Genomic DNA, 16601 nt, shown 5'->3' with positions numbered 1-16601 from the left:
CCGGCCCGCAAGGAGACGACCTTGAGCGACCCCATAGACCGCGCCCAGCAGCTCGATGCCGAGCGAACCGGGCGCCTTATTCAATCCCATCAAGCAAGGTCAAGGCCTCAGGGGGATGGCATCTGCTGCGATTGCGATGACGCCATCCCGCCCTCGCGCCTTGCTGCAGAACCGGGTGCCGAGCGCTGCATCGAGTGCCAGACCCTGTATGAGCGCAAGGAGGCAGTCCGTGTGGGAATTCATCGTTAAGAACTGGGGTCCCTTGTATGCCCTGGCCAGTTTGGTGGGGCTGGTGGTCATCATCCTGCTCTCCAAAACCTACGCCAAACGGGAAGATCTCACCGCCCTGGTGGCGCGGGTGCAACGGGTGGAGCAGGCGCTGATCGATCTGCCGAGCGAGCGGGAGCTACACAAGCTGCAGTTGGAGATAAGCGAGCTGCGCGGTGAGCTGCGAGAGGTCAAGCCGGAGCTGCGCCAAGCCCGCCGCCTTGCTGACATGCTGCTGGAGAATGAACTCGCAGCGGCACAGAAGGAGAAAGCATGAGCATTCAAGCGATATTGGATTCCCAGCAGCGCCTGGTGATCTTGCGCTCCCTGCTGGATATCGGTGGCGCGGCCAACGAGTCGATCCTCAATGACTGCCTCGATCAGCTGGGTACCGGCCGGGTGACACGGGATCGGGTGAAGACCCTGCTGGCCTGGCTGGAAGAGCAAGGGTTGGTGCGCATCGAACGCCTCGCCCAGGTGCAGGTGGCCCACCTCACCGGCCGTGGCCAGGACGTGGCCGAGGGGCGCGCCTCGGTGCCTGGCGTCAAGAAGCCTCGTGCCGAGGATTAAGGGAGGATGACCATGGCCGAGAAACCGACCCGAGGCCGCGCCAGCAAGGTATGGCTGCTGCCCGAGGCTATCCGCAACGCCCTCAACGAGATGCTGCGCGATCGGGCAAACAGCCAGACCGCCATCCTGGATGAGATCAATGGCCTTATCGAGGAGGCAGGGCTACCCGACGATCTCAAGCTCTCCCGCTCAGGGCTCAGTCGCCACGCCAGCCAGGTTGAGCTGGTGGGTCAGCACCTGCGCGACTTGCGAGAGACCACGGCGGCACTGACTTCCCAGCTCGGTGACAAGCCGATGGGGGAGACCACCAAGCTCATTCTGGAACTGGGTCGCTCCCAGCTGTTCAAGGCGATGCTGGCCCAAGTGCAGAACCCGGAGGAGGTCGTGGATATCGACATGCTGAAAAACGCCATGCTGGCGGCCCAGCGGCTCGAATCCACCGCCATGCAGAGTCACAAGCGGGAGAAGGAGATCCGCCAGGCCTTTGCCGAAGAGGTGGCCGCCAAGACAGAGGCCATCGTCACCCAGGCGGGGTTGAGCGGTGAGGCTGCCGCAGCCATTCGCCGTGAAATTCTGGGGATTGCCTGATGAGCGAGAGCACTATGGCGCAGACCGCCGTTGCCCGTTCCCAGCAGTTGGCGCAAGAGCTCGGCACCGAATACAGCCCCGACGAGGTTCTGCTGCCTTATCAGAAGATTTGGATCGCCGACGAGAGCCCGCTCAAGATTGCCGAGAAGAGCCGCCGTACCGGCATCACCTGGGCGGAGGCCGCCGATGCCACGCTCACGGCCTCTCGCGCAAAGGCCGCTGGCGGTGGCCATCACTTCTACGTGGGCAGCAACAAGGAGATGGCCCGCGAGTTTATCGACGCCGTGGCCATGTGGGCCAAAGCGTTCAACAAGGCGGCCGGAGAGATCCAGGAGGAGGTGTTCACCGACGATGAGGATAAAGCCATTCTCACCTTCGTGGTCTATTTCGCCTCCGGCTTCAAGGTGCAGGCGCTCTCCAGTAACCCCTCCAACCTGCGGGGGATGCAAGGCAATGTGACCATCGACGAGGCCGCCTTCCACGACCGGCTGGCCGAGGTGCTGAAAGCCGCGCTGGCGCTGACCATGTGGGGCGCCAAGGTGCGCCTCATCAGCACCCACAACGGGGTGGATAACCTGTTCAACCAGCTCATCAACGACAGCCGCGCCGGCAAGAAACGCTACTCCATCCACACCATCACTCTGGACGACGCCTGCCGGCAGGGGCTCTATCGCCGCATTTGTCAGGTCAAGGGAACGCCCTGGACACCGGAGGCAGAAGAAGCCTGGAAGACTGGCCTGCTCAAGGACACCGCCACCGAAGAAGACGCCCTGGAGGAGTATTTCTGCGTGCCCAAGCAGAGCAGTGGCGCCTATATCAAGCGGGTGCTGATTGAGCGGGCCATGCAGCCGGATATTCCCATCCTGCGCTTTACCGCACCAAAGGACTTCGAGCTGCAAAGTGAGGAGACCCGCAAGGCAGTGGCCGAGCTCTGGTGCGAGGAACACCTCAAGCCCTGCTTGGAGGCGCTTGATCGCAGTTGCCGTCATGTGCTGGGCGAAGACTTCGCCCGCAAGGGGGATCTCTCAGTGTTTGTGCCGCTTTCCATCGCGACCAACCTGCGCAAACGGGTGCCCTTTGTGGTGGAGCTGGTCAACGCCCCCTATGAGACCCAACGCCAGATCCTGTTTTACCTGTTGCATGGGCTGTACCGCTTCACGGCGGCGGCCTTCGATGCTACCGGCAACGGCGGCTATCTGGCGGAGGCTGCCCGGCTACGCTGGGGGGCTGGGATGATCGAATGCGTGATGCTCAATGACCCCTGGTATCGGGAGTGGATGCCCAAGCTCAAGGCCGAGTTTGAGGATGGCAACCTGACGATCCCGCGCCATGCAGATGTGCAGGACGATCTGGGCAAGATCCAGGTCATCAACGGCATCCCCAAGATCGACAAGGGCAAGAACACTGGCCAGGGCGGCCAGCAGCGGCACGGCGACTTTGCGGTTGCCCTGGTCATGGCGGTGCGAGCCAGCTGGATGGAAGGGGGCGCCATCGAGTTCACCCCTTTGCCTGGCAAGCGTGACGAAACGCGCAATGACGACTATCACCGATTCGAGAGGGGGGCATGGTAATGAGCGGGATCATAGACATTCACGGCAATCCGTTGCGTCTGCCTAAGCACTTGCGTCCGCAAGAGTCACCGCAGAGCGAGAACGACGCCAAGCTGGCTCAGCTGCGCCGCCACTACAGTGAGCACCCGACCGTGGGGCTGACGCCGGGCAAGGCTGCGGCGGCGTTGAAAGAAGCGGAGGAGGGGAGCCTCATCGCCCAGTGTGAACTGGCCGAAGACATGGAGGAGAAAGACGCCCATCTGCAGAGCGAGCTCGGCAAGCGCCGCCGCTCCCTGCTGGGGGTGAGCTGGACCATAGAGCCACCCCGCAACGCCACCCCGGCCGAGAAGCGCGACAGCGAGATGATCCGCGAGTTGATAGAGGACTTCACCTGGTTCGACGATGCCATCTTTGACGCCACCGACGCTGTGCTCAAGGGGTTCAGTGCCCAGGAGTTCAGCGGCTGGGAGATGGTGGAGGGGCTGCAACTCCCCAAGGGCATCGTCTGGCGTGATCCCGCCTGGTTCCAGACCCACCCGGACGACTGGAACCAGCTGCGGTTGCGCGATGGCAGCAAGGAGGGGGCCGGCCTCAACCCGTTTGGCTGGCTGCTTCACAAGGCCAAGTCGAAGTCGGGCTATCTCGCTCGCACCGGCCTTATCCGCACCCTGGTCTGGCCCTTCCTGTTCAAGAACTACAGTGTGCGGGATCTCGCCGAGTTTCTGGAGATCTATGGCCTGCCGGTGCGTCTGGGCAAATACCCGGAAGGGGCCACAGAGAAGGAGAAGGCGACCCTGCTGCAGGCGGTGCTCTCCATCGGCCACAACGCCGGCGGCATCATCCCCCGAGGAATGGAGATCGAGTTTGAGAACGCCGCCAGCGGCCAGGCCGATCCCTTCGTGGTGATGATGGAGTGGTGCGAGCGCTCCATCAGCAAGGCCGTGCTGGGTGGCACCCTGACTTCCCAGGCTGATGGCAAGAGCTCGACCAATGCGCTGGGCAACGTCCATAACGAGGTGCGGCAAGAAGTACGAGATGCCGACTTGCGCCAGTTGGCCGCGAGCCTGACCCGGGATCTGGTCTATCCCCTCTATGCCCTGAACTGCAAGAGCTATCAGGGGCCGCGCCGCTGCCCCCGGTTGGAGTTCGACGTCACCGAGCCAGAGGATATGCGCGATCTGGCTTATCCGCTGCGTGCCCTGGTGGGGATGGGGATGCAGATCCCGGCGCAGTGGGTGCGCGACAAGCTGCAGATCCCGGCCCCCAAGGAGGGGGAAGAGGTGCTTGTTATCATCGATAAGCAAGCCGCGCCGGGGGAAGCCGCGCTCAAGGCGCAGCTCGCTTCTCAGGCTGTCACTCCTGGGCTGGCTGCGCTTGTGGCCAGCAAGGCTCAGCCGCGAGGGGATAACAACGACGCCCAACTGGCCCGTCTGCAGGCCGAGGTGGCCCCCTTGCTGGCGGGCATGACAGATGCCGTCCAGGCCTTGGTGATGCAGGCCACCACCCTGGAGGAGATCCGGGATGGCCTGTTGGCGCTGGAGCCGGCACTCAGTCATGACGAACTGGGCGCCCTGCTGGCCCAGGCCATCGCCGCCAGTGAACTGCTCGGCATGCTGGAAGTGGAGGAGGGCCGCTGATGCTGGTTCGCTCTTCACCAGTCAGATATGGCTCACTTCCCTTTGCCGAGGCGGTCGCCTTCTTTCGCCAGAAGCTAGACATGCCGAGCGAGCGCTGGGCTGATGTGTGGCGGGATGCCCATAACCGCGCCTTTATGGTGGCGGGAGCGACCAAGACGGATCTGCTGGCCGACCTGCGCGGGGCGGTGGACAAGGCGATCAGTGAAGGCCAATCCATCGGCGCGTTTCAGAAGGCATTCAAGGACATAGTGGCACGCCACGGTTGGGATCATACCGGCCCGGCGTCGTGGCGTTCTCGGGTCATCTTCGAGACCAACCTGCGCCAGAGCTATAACGCCGGGCGCGAAGATCAGATAGAGCGCATCAAACACCAGCGCCCTTATGCCCTTTATCGTCATGGGGACTCCGAGCACCCAAGGGAGTTGCACCTCAAGTGGAATAATCTGGTGTTGCCGGTGGATCACCCCTGGTGGAATACCCATTCCCCGAGCAACGGTTATGGCTGCAAGTGCAAGAAGTTCCTGCTCTCGGCAGCCGACCTCAAGCGGCGCGGCCTTGAAGTCGGCAAGGCGCCGGATGATGGCGATTATGAGTGGGTGGACAAGGCGACCGGGGAGCTACACAAGATCCCCAGAGGTATCGACCCTGGCTTTGATTATCGCCCCCAGACTCCGGCTGCCTTGACCAAGGCCGTGACCAAGCGAGAGGCGGCCAAGCCAGTGTTGGCGCAGCGGCTGCCAGAACGCCTGGTGGAGAGTGCCTATTCCAGTGCCAAGGGAGTGAGTGCCCAGGGTTTGAGCGACCTGCTGGCCCAGCTGCCAGCCCCTCAGCGTGAGCCTTTGGCGGCTTTCCTCAAGGCGCACCCGGTCAAGACCTTGTTTATCAAGCAGACCGAGATGGGCAAGGGGGTGGCCGGGCTCAAGGTAGCCTCGGCCATTGCCGAGTATCTGGGCAAGGATGCTTACCAGGTACGCGCCTTCTACCATTCCCGCCGCGCCAGCATGACCAATGGCTTTACCGCCAAAAGCTGGGGTCATCTGGTTATCAAGGTAAAGGGGGGCGATACTTTAAAGACGGTCGATATCAAGGCGGTGCAAGCGGCGGCTACCGAGGTGGTGGCGGATGCCAAGGGCAACAGCGGTCCCCGGCAATGGCAGCCAAGAGGGACCAGCGGTGAGACCCTGCGCCGCCATTGGAGCGTCTCGGCCAATGTGGGGGCCAGGCAAGGTGAGTCGGCACAACGGGTATCGACCTGGCTGCACGAACTGGGGCATCAGGTCCACTTTTGGGCTGGTGAACCGGATTTGACGGGGGTTGGCTTGCTGACCGAGTATGCCGGCAAGACCAGGATGGAGGCCGCCGCCGAGGCGTTTGCCGCCTGGGTATTGGCCAGGGACGCCATGGTGGCGCATTTCCCCGAGCTGGCCAAACGGGTAGAGGCCATGTTGGCCCAGGCCACGGCTGCCAGTGGCAAAGGAGAAAGAGGATGACCTTGTTGGAACAAGCCAGCGCCCTGCTGGCAAAAGATGGCCCCTTTACCTTGGCACAAGCCAAGGCGCTGGATGCGCTATGCGAGCAAGCCCGTGATGCGGAAGCCGACTTGATGGGGGATCTCTGGGAGGCCGCCATGGTGAATGCGGATGAGGAAGCACTGCACTATATGACCACCTTTGAGGATGAGATCTGATGGCCGGCAGCTTTATCGCCATCAGCCACCATGGTGTGGCAGATGCACACGAGCTGTTGGCCCGCCTCTACCAGCGCACCGGTGATCTCAGTGAACCCCTGGCCGATATCGGTGAAGGGTTGCAGCTGTCCCACCGGGATCGCTGGGATGCGCAAGAGAGCCCGGAAGGGGAGCCCTGGGCCCCGCTCTCGGACAAGTACCGCACCCGCAAGCCACGGCATGCCGATGAGGTGCTGCGCCTCAACGACGACCTGCGCGATACCCTCAACTATCAGGCCGAGCCGCAGACCCTCTATTTCGGTACCCCGCTCGAATATGGTGCCGCTCATCAGTTCGGCCGCCCCGAGATCAATCTGCCAGAGCGCCCCTATCTGGGGTTGTCGGATATTGACGTCGGCGAGCTGCGCACGGCGATAGAACGTTACCTGTACAATTCGTTCTCCTAGAGGCATCCAATGGGCCCTACTCTTTACCCATTCTTATCGCTACATGCTCACCTGTTGTTTTTTAAACACCTTTAAACAGCACTCTGCCCACAACTGTTAGATGTGGCCTCGAAAGATGCTCTTTTTGCATCTATTCTCCTCTTAAGTGCAAAGCTCAGGCAGGTAATCGAGAATGGAGTCCTAAACGAATGAGATTGGAATCCAAGCTATCTGGGGGCGGGGCCGTTATTGTAGCCATTGTGCTGGCGCTTTTCGTCACCACTTGGAGGGTTTCTTATGATGCAGAAAATGCCTCTCGTTGGGTAGCTCATACCCATGAATTACTGCACTCTCTATCCCGCATCCGTAGTTACACATTACAAGTCGAGCTAGCGACTCAAAATTTCCGTCTAACGGGTAATGAAACGTATCTGATTGCACGTGATCAAGCGATAGGGGAGCGAGAGCAGCTTCTCGCTAGCCTAAAGGATAAGTTGTCTGATAATAAAGAACAGTTAGTCAGATTAGGTAAGATCGATGATGTGATTCGACTTCGGATTAACATTTCACACGAAATAGAACGAATCCGCATGGAGAGCGGGGAAGCTGCAGCCAGCACTTACGTAAAACAAGCTCCGTTAGAGGATACCAGGAACAGTCTATATAACACATTGGATGCAATGGAGTCATCAGAAAGATCTCTTTTGGCAACGCGCCAATCTGCACAAGAAAGCTTTAACAGAGTACTTTTCTTCTTGGAAGTTATTATGGGGCTATCCCTTCTAATATTATTGACAGGGATATACATACTCATACTTAAGCAGTTTGAACGATTGAGTAAAGAAAACAAAATTATTATTGAAAATTCGGAAAAAACGGTATCTATATTAAGCGCTATCGGCGATGCAGTTATAGTGACGAATGTAAATGATATAATCACAAAAGTTAATCGTGTTGCTGTTGATATGTGTGAGCGCAAAGAGTCTGATGTTCTTGGCGAGGACATCGATAGCGTATTTATCTGTATTAATGAGGTTGACGGCGAGATAAAGAAAATTTCTGACATTAGTCTTTTGAAAGGAACCTTATATTCAGACTCTCATCTTTATCTAGAGCAGTCATCAGGTAATAGAATTGATATAAACATTCGCATGACAGCGCTCTCTCATTCCATGGAGGAACAGCGGGATATCGTTTATGTGTTGCGTGATGTCACTGAGCAACGACATGCTGAGCATGAGATGCAGGAGAAAACTGCTCAGCTTGAGTATAACGTTGAAGATAAAACCCATCGATGGCAGGAGAGTCAGAAACACTTGCAGGATATGCTGGCATCGATACCCATGTTGATTGCCTATGTTAATTCAGAACGAAAGTATGTATATGTGAATGATCAGTACCGCCTGAGGTTTGCTCCTGAATTGGAGTCGCTATCTGGGTTGTATGTGAAAGACGTACTCGGTGAAGAGCGTTACGCAATAGCTTGTCCATTAATAACAAAAGCACTTAAAGGCGTTGCTCAGCACTATGACTGGCAGCCTTTCCCTGACGTGTGGCAGCATATTGGATATTATCCAAAGACCGAAGGTGAAGAAATACTAGGTTATTATGTCCTAGGCATGGATATTACAGAGCTGAAAATTTCAGAAGCCCGCATACAAACATTGAATATTGAATTGTCAGAGCGGGTTCGAGAGTTGGAGCATCTCTCTAAGGCGCTTCGTACGCTCAGTGCGGGCAATAAGACCATGTTGCGAGCGAGAAATGAGAGTGAATTGCTTGATAATATGTGTAAGGCCATTGTTGATGCTGGGCGTTATAAAATGGCAATCATTTGGTTTAAGGGGGAATGTCAAGATCTGCCGATATACCCAGCCGCTCAAAGTGGATTTCCCGGTGGGATGGCCGCATTGGAGAGTCTCAAGCATCGACTGGTCAACAGTGTGAATGATAGTAGCGTTACCCCAAGAGCAATCCAGAGCGGTCAAGTACAATTGTCGCGGAACATGGCGGCGGATCCCAATTACGCCAAATGGCGTGATCAGCTAAATGGAGCAATTTCCAGTATATCTTGCCCGTTGATTGTTGAGGGGAGTGTTGTTGGTGCGCTAACGATATATGACTCTGATGTTAATGCATTCAGTGCAGGTGAGATCAACATTCTCACTGAATCAAGTGAAGATCTTGCGTTCGGCATTGCCATGCTACGAGCACAAATTGACAGGGAGAAAAATCGTGTCGCGATACAGCACATGATGCGCTATGACGCGTTGACCGGACTGGCGAATGTGTTTCTTTTTGAGCAGTTCCTGTCTGAAAAGATCGCGTTGTGCATTCAGACAGATACCCCGGTTACCGCGTTCCAATTCAATATAGAAAGACTGAGTGAGATTAATGATGCCCTTGGCTTTAGGCATGGTGATGAAGTCTTATGTGAATTCGCAACACGCTTACAAAGCGTTTTTAAAGAAAACGCTATGGTGGCACGCATACGTGGAGATGAGTTTGCAGTTGCGCTTGTAGGAAAAGATGTTCACTCAGCCCTGCTATGCCTCGAGGCATACTTTGAAATATTAATGCAGCCTTATCATATCGCTGACTTATCTATAGATGTTGCATCAAGGGTGGGGATCGCATCCTTTCCCCAACATGATGAGAATGCAAGTGAAATATTACGCAGTATGAGTAAGGCCGTATACCAGTCGAAGAAACGGGGTGAGCAGGTGTCGGTCTTTAACCCTGGGCTGCCTCAGGTCGAAATGGAAAAGCTGGCAATGGTTGGGGAACTACGACGGGCAGTCGATAACAATGAGTTTGTGCTTTACCTACAACCAAAATTGAGATTGAGTGATATGCAGGTCGCGGGGGCTGAGGTGTTGATTCGGTGGGAACACCCTAATCTTGGTCTGCTCGGGCCTGGCAGGTTCGTCCATCTTGCAGAACAAACCGGGTTGATCAAGCCGCTCACAGAGCTAATTATTCAGCTGACATTGTCACTGCTCAGCCAATGGACTCACGATGAAAGCTTGATGCCGTTAGCGGTGAATCTTTCTGCCCGGAATCTTAGAGATGATGCATTGCCGGATAAAATCATTTCCTGGATAAATGGGTATGGGGTTAATCCAGGGATGTTGGAGTTTGAAATCACAGAAAGCTCTATCATGGAGGACCCGGAGCAATCCATGTTGCTATTGCATGCGATGAAAAATGTTAATTTCGCTCTGTACATAGATGATTATGGTACCGGATACTCGTCATTGAAATATATCCAACAACTCCCTGTTGATTACATAAAGATAGATCAGTCGTTTGTGACATATATGGCAGAGGATGAAAGTTCCCTGTTAATTGTGCAATCCACCATTGAATTAGTGAAAGGGTTAGGGCGAAAAACTGTCGCAGAAGGGGTTGAGTCCTTGGCTGTTCTGCAGCAGTTGAAAGCGTTAGGCTGTGACTATGCTCAAGGATATTTCATCGCGAAGCCAATGCCTGCCGAGCAGTTTCAGTCCTGGGTAAGTGAGTTTGATTCAGGCCGGTTAGGTGTTCAGCCTGACTCAAACTATGTTGTTCATCGGTGAATCCAGAATCCAGAATCCCTGATCCCTTGGCGATTCTGTAACCCGTCATAAACCCTTCCCAAACCATACCGGTATGAAACTGACTGCACCTGTTTATCGGAGTGATAAGCGATGCCGTCAGCACGTCAAAATGCAATCAGTCCCACACTGACCCCTATATCTATAGCAGTGCTTGATGCGGCTCTGAAGAGTGGTGGCGATGGCTGGCAGCAGCTCCTGCCCCTAGGCCCTTTCAAGGCTCGCGATGGTCGCCCTTTCGATGTACCTGGTGGCTACTGGCAACTCGACAAGTCCATTGCCACCACTCTCATCAATCGTGTGAGAGAGACGGGGCAAGACATCCTTATCGACTACGACCACCAGACCCTCAAGACCGACCAGAACGGCCAGCCTGCGCCCGCTGCCGGTTGGTACAACGCCGACGAAATCGAGTGGCGCGAAGGGGCTGGGCTCTTTATCAAGCCGCGCTGGACCGAGCGCGCCGCAGCCCTGGTGGCCGCCAAAGAGTACCGCTTCCTGTCAGCCGTTTTCCCCTATGACGCCCTGGGTCGCCCGCTGGAGCTGCGCATGACCGCCATCACCAACGACCCCGGTGTGGTGGGAATGCAGGCGCTGGCGGCCTTAAGTGCGTTCCCCACTTCAAGCCTTATGTCCACCCAACCCGGCCAGCTGGCCACCCCATCCCATGTTGCACAAAAGGAGAGATCCATGAACGAGCACTTGATCGCGCTGCTCGGCAAACTCGGCATCCAGCCGGGGGCCGATGGTCAGCTTACCGCCGAGCAGGGCACAGCCGCGCTGGCGGCCCTCGATACCCTGCAAGCCAGTGCCAAGAAGGCGCCGGAACTGGAGGCGGCCCTCTCTGCAGAAAAGGCATCGCTGGCCGCCCTCAAAGCGACCACCTCGGGTACCCAAGCGAGTGGCCAGATTGACCTGGCCCAATACGTGCCAGTGGCGACTTATAACGCCCTGGTTACCCAGGTAGCGGCCCTGACTGCCCAGGTGGATACCACAGATGCCGCGACCCTCATCAAGGATGCCCGCACCCAGGGCAAGGTGGTGGCCGCCGAAGAGGAGTACCTGACCGCCTACGCCGCCCAGAAAGGGGTGGCCGCTCTCAAGGCGCTGCTGGATCCGCGCCCAGCCATTGCGGCGTTGGCCGCCAGCCAGACCACCGCCGTCACCCTGCCCGAAAAGAAGGGCGACGCAGTGCTTTCGGCCGAGGACAAGTACGCCGCCGATCAACTTGGTATCGCTCACGATGCGTTCGCCAAGGCAAAACTCGGCTGACCAGGCTAGATGCCAGGTGTTGCATAGGGACAGGTACGCCCCCCAGCACCAGCTCGGTATCACCCATGAGGCGTTCGCCAAAGCGAAGCAGGCTTAAGCGCACGACTCGCCACCCCGTTTATCCAGAGAAGGAACACCGCTATGGCCATCATTACACCCGCGTTGCTGCAGTCCCTGTTCACCGGCTTCAAGAAGAACTTTGAAGATGCCAAGGGGGAGGCGCCGACCCAGTACACCGAGATCGCCACCGTCATCAAATCGACCACCAAATCCAATACCTATGGCTGGCTCGGCAAGTTTCCCAGCCTGCGCAAGTGGGTTGGGGATCGGGTGATCGAGTCGATGAAGGCGCACGGTTACCAGATCGTCAACGAAGACTTCGAGGCCACCGTGGGGGTCGATCGCAACGATATCGAGGATGACGAACTGGGCATCTATGCCCCCTTGTTCCAGGAGATGGGCCTGGCTGCTGGGGTACATCCCGACGAGCTCTGCTTCGGCCTGCTCGGGGCTGGCTTCACCACGCCCTGCTATGACTCCCAGTATTTCTTCGACACCGATCACCCCGTCTATCCCAAGGCCGATGGCACAGGGACTCCGGTACTGAGTGCCAACCTGGTGGTGGATGGCGTCTATGTCGGCGAGCCTTGGTTCCTGCTCGATACCAGCCGTGCCCTCAAACCCATCATCTTCCAGGAGCGCAAGGCGCCGCAGCTCATCGCCATGACCAAGATCGACGACGAAGCCGTGTTCACCCGCAAAGAGTTCCGCTACGGGGTGGATTGCCGCGATGCCGCCGGCTTTGGCTTCTGGCAGCTGGCGTTCGCCAACAAACGGGCACTCACCCCCGACAACCTGTGGGATGCCTTCTCCAGGATGCGGGAATTCCAGGCGGATGGCGGCCGCAAGCTCGGTGTGAAACCGACGCTGCTGGTGGTACCGCCGTCGCTGGAGAAGCTGGCGACCAAGATGCTGGAGCGGGAGCTGTCCGATAGCAGCAGCAACGAGCTCAAGGGCAAGTTGAAGCTGGTAGTGGCGGATTATTTGTAACCCAAGGCTGTCATCCCCTGCTTGAACAGGGGTTAAACGGCCACGGGATTGGCGTTTAACCCCCCGTTTAAACAGGCCTCGACCAGATATGAAAGAGGGAAACATGAGATGGAACACGAGATGGAACAGGCTATTCGAGTTGGCATTACATCGACGCTTCGTCAGGTCTATTTCCGAGCGGGCCTGCCGATTGATCCAGGCAAGTCTGAGATGGCTGTGTCGGCTCTGCAGTGCGCGACCCTGGAGGCCGATCCGCGTCTGGTGGTCGTGCGGTTGGCTGAGGACGCCGAGCTTTCGCCAGCTGACCCACCGCAGACGAGCGGGGTGCTGGACGCAGCAGTGGGTGGTCTGAGCACAGAGCCTGAAAGCCAGGCGCCTGTCGCCAAGCCCGCCAGTAGCAAGGGTAAGGGCAAATGAGCTACGCCAGCGTCAATGACATGGTGATCCGGTTTGGCGAGGCGGAGCTGCTGCGCCTCGCCATGACACCGGCCGGCGAGCTGGATCAGGCCGCCATCACCATCGCCCTGCAGGATGCTGGAGCCTTGATCGATGGCTACCTAGCGGGGCGCTACCCCTTGCCGCTGGCCCATATTCCGAGTGCCCTGGTCCCCATCTGTGCCGATATCGCCCGTCACCGCCTTTATGGCGAACAGGCGCCGGAGCAGATCGCCAAGCGCAATGAGGCCGCCCTGGCCTTCCTCAAGTTGGTGGGCAAGGGGGAATTGGCGTTGGGGTTGGCGGCAGATGGCGAACAGGTGGAGAGCCAGAACTTGGCCCAGTTGCAGTCTGATGGCCGGGTCTTTGGCCGAGGCAGCGGGGGCTTTCTATGAGCACTCAGGCCAGCACTCAAGCCAGCACTTCATCCCCTGAGCTCGACTACCTGGCGGCCGGTGAGCGGCTGCGCGAACTGCTGCTGCCATTGAAGGCAAAAGGGCTCAAGGAGGTGTTTGTGGCCACCGATCTGGATGCGGTGGCCAACCTGGGTCAGCACACCCCGGCCATTCATGTGATTTACCAGGGCGAGCGGGAGAACGACACCACCCAATCTGGGCGGCAAAGCGCGTTCGATCAGGTCTGGCTGTTGGTGCTGGTGCATCGCGCCAGCCCGAAGGAGGCCGGCGCTGGTGTGTGGATGGGGCGGATGCTGCAGGCCGTTGCCGGGCGGGCCTGCGGTGACAGTACCTTTCGACGTGAAACCGCACCGGTTCGGCCGAGCTACAAGGGCGGGGTGGGGTATCTGCCCCTTGCCTTCAAGACGACAGTGAAGTTCAAGGGAGAACGCTGATGAGCGAAACATTGCACCTGGAAGGGGATCTCTATATCGAGACCTTCACCAACAACGTGTCGAACGGGGTGATAGGCCCGGTGGACGTCAACAGCCTGGAGGTCAAACCGGACAGCGAGAAGATCAGCATTCCGAGCAAGCGCAAGGGCAAGCTGGGCCAGGCGCGGGAGACCTACTTCGTACCCAAGCCCGCCACTGTCACCATCAAGACCAGCGAGATCCCGCCGGTCCTGTTGGCTGCCGCCTTTATGGGGTTGGAGAGTCCCATCAACCAAGGGGCGGGGACGCTGACCGAAGTTCCGCTGACCCTGCCCGCCCATCCGAAATGGTTGTCACTCGGTAAAACCAACCTCTCGGCCACCGGTCTGGTGGTGAAGGAGGGGGCCACCGTTTTGGTGCTGGGGGCTGATTTTGAGATCAACTATGCCCTGGGACTGCTGCGGGCCACCAAGGCGGGGGCCGTGGCAGATGGTGGGCCGGTGACGGTGAGCGCCAGCTATAACGCCGTCACCGGTTCGCGCATCGCCGGTAACGTGCAGCCGGAGGTGAAAGCCAAGCTGACCCTGGACGGGCGCAGCGTGATCGGCGGCGAGTCCATTATCCTGACGGTGCCCCGCGCCAGTCTGGCCCCCAAGAAGGCGGTGGACTTCCTCAGCGACAAGCCCATCGAGATCGAACTGGAAGGGGAGCTGCTGGCCCTGGATGGGGAGAGTGCGCCCTTCTATGTGGACCGGCCGGAGACGGTGTGACGATGGCGAAATAGAAAATGGCGGGTCTCCCCGCCATTATTTTATTGTGCTCACTGATTACATACTTCTGAAGTAAAAATTACATCTTGAATCAGCTATTAGTTTATTGGAGGCCTCCAACAATAACAAATTTCTGATTATCTAACGGAACTACTGCTGAGGCATGGAAGGCTGGAGGTGCAGAATTTTGTGTTGTCCATTTGCCAGTATCCAAGTCGAAAACTTCAACTAGCGACAGCGGCTTTAGGCCTCTTCCGAGGCCATTTACACAATAAAGTTTATTGCCGACGAACCCACATGGTACGTTTGTTCGAGCTGTGGGCATCGGTGGAATGTTGGACCAAGAGTCTGTTGCTGGGCAATAAACTTCGACAATGTCGTTAATAGTTCCATCAGGTAATACACTGCTCACGACGTATATCTTTCCGTTGTGCACAGCTGATGTGACTCCAGTTTCAGGAGTAGGTTTTGGACAGCCCTCAGACCATCTCCCGGTTGCCAAATTCAGAATTTGTACACTATCTCGGCATATTGCAGGCGCAAGAGACCGCTCTGGATTATGTGTAGTAGCGGTGTCGCCGGCAATGAAATAGATACACCCATTAACTTGTTCCCCGACGAGACGAGCTGAACGCCAAGGAAGCCGTGCTATGGACTCCCACTTGTCATGCTTTGGAGAGTATTTAAAAATCTCGGATGAGAGTTCTAGACTTCCATCTGCTGCTACTTTGACGCCACCTCCTAGAATTATCTCTCCATCAGGAGTTTGTGTCATAGTATGCCCAAAAAGGCGAAATGGAAGTGGGCAAACCTTTGATGTTATAAAATTAGAGTCGAGAATTCTAGCATCAGATGTAGGGAATCCATTTTTTTCAATGCCGCCTGCAACAAGTATGTGTTCACCACATTTTGCACCAGCTGTATACCCTAGAGGAAGTACGTCGCAAGATAGTTTGTAAGCATTCCAGCCAGTGCCATTTACAGTGAAAGCGGAATCAATTGATGGGACATGTGAAACCCACTTAGAGTCACTATAAGTCTTCATTTTTTTCTCCTATATACCTTTAACTGATGGTTGGATTCTGGCGAAAAATCCACATGGTTTTTTATGCAGCACTATACCGCCTATCGACCTTAGAAGAGTTTCGCATAGTCTGCATATATAAATTGTTCAAGGTAGGACCGTGGGTTCGATTAGTAATCGAACGTTAGCTGTCTTCCTGTGATGCGACTATGTAATCCTCAATAAATCCAGCCTTTCGACCATTTCTTTACCATGGGGTATATCTGAATCTGATCGGAATGCCCCCTATGTCCACCTCTTCCCCCCTGAAACTCGCGCTTGAGCTCGCGGCCAGGGCCACCGGCCGGGTGGGAAGGGATGGTGTATTGCGGGCGAGGCTTTTTTTTAACGCAATGCCAGCCGCTTAATCATGACCAGTGGTTTAGAGGAGGCTGAAAGGGGCAGGATGGAGTTCTCTAACCATTGCCAGTCCAGAGGCGGAGTACCCTCTTTGAATTTTTGGTATGGCACGCCATCCTTGATAGTCAGAAACAGGGTGCAAGGCGTATCGGCACGGCAGACATAGCGCACCATCACATCGCCATGGAGTGAACGTAGTAGATGTTTCAGGATCGGCAGCCCCTGTATGGTGTGGTGCCCCCCCTCATGCCAGACGCCAAATTGATGCATTCATTTTGTACCTTTGCTCAAGTGAATCTGAGTATCGATCGTCCAGGCCCACTTGCCACTGTCAGAAATGACAGGTCATTGGGTTGTTAGTGAGCGAGCTGGAGGAGAAGCTGTTGGTCTTGGATGGCGAGATAGCCCCCTTGTATGTGGGGCGGCGGAGATGGTGTGAGTGTTGAAAAATAAAAAACGGCGGGGGAATCCGCCGTTTGTTTGCTGCTGACATCCGATTACG

18 protein-coding genes are annotated in these 16601 nt (G+C 56.7%); 16 read left to right on the top strand and 2 right to left on the bottom strand.

The window, feature by feature from the left end; all coding sequences use genetic code 11:
- Positions 1–21: 21 nt before the first annotated feature.
- From ACW5XD_RS03545 to ACW5XD_RS03470, 16 genes are all read left to right on the top strand, one after another.
- Positions 22–249, top strand: coding sequence for a TraR/DksA C4-type zinc finger protein (locus tag ACW5XD_RS03545; RefSeq protein ID WP_234594260.1), 228 nt, complete (start codon positions 22–24; stop codon positions 247–249).
- Entirely contained in the window at positions 230–544 is a 315-nt protein-coding gene (locus ACW5XD_RS03540) for a DUF2730 family protein (protein WP_083195382.1), read from the top strand. The genes ACW5XD_RS03545 and ACW5XD_RS03540 overlap by 20 nt, the downstream gene beginning before the upstream one ends.
- Positions 541–837 (top strand): VpaChn25_0724 family phage protein, encoded by a 297-nt coding sequence (locus ACW5XD_RS03535; protein WP_456493665.1) that lies wholly within the window; start codon positions 541–543, stop codon positions 835–837. Before ACW5XD_RS03540 ends, ACW5XD_RS03535 begins: the two co-directional genes overlap by 4 nt.
- Positions 838–849: 12 nt before the next feature.
- Complete coding sequence (locus ACW5XD_RS03530; RefSeq protein WP_456493664.1) at positions 850–1425, top strand: DUF3486 family protein; 576 nt, start codon at positions 850–852, stop codon at positions 1423–1425.
- Entirely contained in the window at positions 1425–2996 is a 1572-nt protein-coding gene (locus tag ACW5XD_RS03525; protein ID WP_456493663.1) for a terminase large subunit domain-containing protein, read from the top strand. The genes ACW5XD_RS03530 and ACW5XD_RS03525 overlap by 1 nt, the downstream gene beginning before the upstream one ends.
- On the top strand, positions 2996–4612 hold the full coding sequence (locus ACW5XD_RS03520) for a DUF935 domain-containing protein (RefSeq protein ID WP_456493662.1): 1617 nt from the start codon (positions 2996–2998) through the stop codon (positions 4610–4612). The genes ACW5XD_RS03525 and ACW5XD_RS03520 overlap by 1 nt, the downstream gene beginning before the upstream one ends.
- Complete coding sequence (locus tag ACW5XD_RS03515; RefSeq protein ID WP_456493661.1) at positions 4612–6102, top strand: phage head morphogenesis protein; 1491 nt, start codon at positions 4612–4614, stop codon at positions 6100–6102. The genes ACW5XD_RS03520 and ACW5XD_RS03515 overlap by 1 nt, the downstream gene beginning before the upstream one ends.
- Positions 6099–6299: a hypothetical protein gene (locus tag ACW5XD_RS03510; protein ID WP_043137750.1), complete on the top strand. Its 201-nt coding sequence runs from the start codon at positions 6099–6101 to the stop codon at positions 6297–6299. The genes ACW5XD_RS03515 and ACW5XD_RS03510 overlap by 4 nt, the downstream gene beginning before the upstream one ends.
- Positions 6299–6745 carry a phage virion morphogenesis protein gene (locus tag ACW5XD_RS03505; RefSeq protein WP_456493660.1) on the top strand — a complete coding sequence of 149 codons (447 nt, stop codon included), beginning with the start codon at positions 6299–6301 and terminating at the stop codon, positions 6743–6745. Before ACW5XD_RS03510 ends, ACW5XD_RS03505 begins: the two co-directional genes overlap by 1 nt.
- Before the next feature lie 188 nt (positions 6746–6933).
- On the top strand, positions 6934–10302 hold the full coding sequence (locus ACW5XD_RS03500; protein ID WP_456493659.1) for an EAL domain-containing protein: 3369 nt from the start codon (positions 6934–6936) through the stop codon (positions 10300–10302).
- Between the two features lie 168 nt (positions 10303–10470).
- Positions 10471–11592, top strand: a complete 1122-nt coding sequence (locus ACW5XD_RS03495; protein WP_456493658.1) for a phage protease — start codon at positions 10471–10473, stop codon at positions 11590–11592.
- Between the two features lie 141 nt (positions 11593–11733).
- Positions 11734–12642, top strand: a complete 909-nt coding sequence (locus tag ACW5XD_RS03490; RefSeq protein ID WP_456493657.1) for a Mu-like prophage major head subunit gpT family protein — start codon at positions 11734–11736, stop codon at positions 12640–12642.
- Positions 12643–12750: 108 nt separating this feature from the next.
- Positions 12751–13059, top strand: coding sequence for an HI1506-related protein (locus ACW5XD_RS03485; protein ID WP_456493656.1), 309 nt, complete (start codon positions 12751–12753; stop codon positions 13057–13059).
- Complete coding sequence (locus tag ACW5XD_RS03480; RefSeq protein ID WP_456493655.1) at positions 13056–13472, top strand: gp436 family protein; 417 nt, start codon at positions 13056–13058, stop codon at positions 13470–13472. Before ACW5XD_RS03485 ends, ACW5XD_RS03480 begins: the two co-directional genes overlap by 4 nt.
- Positions 13469–13927 (top strand): phage tail terminator protein, encoded by a 459-nt coding sequence (locus tag ACW5XD_RS03475; RefSeq protein WP_456493654.1) that lies wholly within the window; start codon positions 13469–13471, stop codon positions 13925–13927. The genes ACW5XD_RS03480 and ACW5XD_RS03475 overlap by 4 nt, the downstream gene beginning before the upstream one ends.
- A complete protein-coding gene (locus ACW5XD_RS03470; RefSeq protein ID WP_456493653.1) occupies positions 13927–14676 on the top strand; it encodes a phage tail tube protein in 750 nt (249 codons plus the stop codon). The genes ACW5XD_RS03475 and ACW5XD_RS03470 overlap by 1 nt, the downstream gene beginning before the upstream one ends.
- A gap of 103 nt (positions 14677–14779) precedes the next feature.
- Here the strand turns inward: ACW5XD_RS03470 and ACW5XD_RS03465 are convergent, their stop codons facing one another.
- Positions 14780–15721, bottom strand: a complete 942-nt coding sequence (locus ACW5XD_RS03465) for a Kelch repeat-containing protein (RefSeq protein ID WP_456493652.1) — start codon at positions 15719–15721, stop codon at positions 14780–14782.
- Between the two features lie 363 nt (positions 15722–16084).
- On the bottom strand, positions 16085–16369 hold the full coding sequence (locus ACW5XD_RS03460; protein WP_456493651.1) for a hypothetical protein: 285 nt from the start codon (positions 16367–16369) through the stop codon (positions 16085–16087).
- Positions 16370–16601: the final 232 nt, after the last annotated feature.

This window comes from Aeromonas enterica (assembly GCF_054052465.1).
This window is presented reverse-complemented; position numbering and strand designations above follow the sequence as displayed.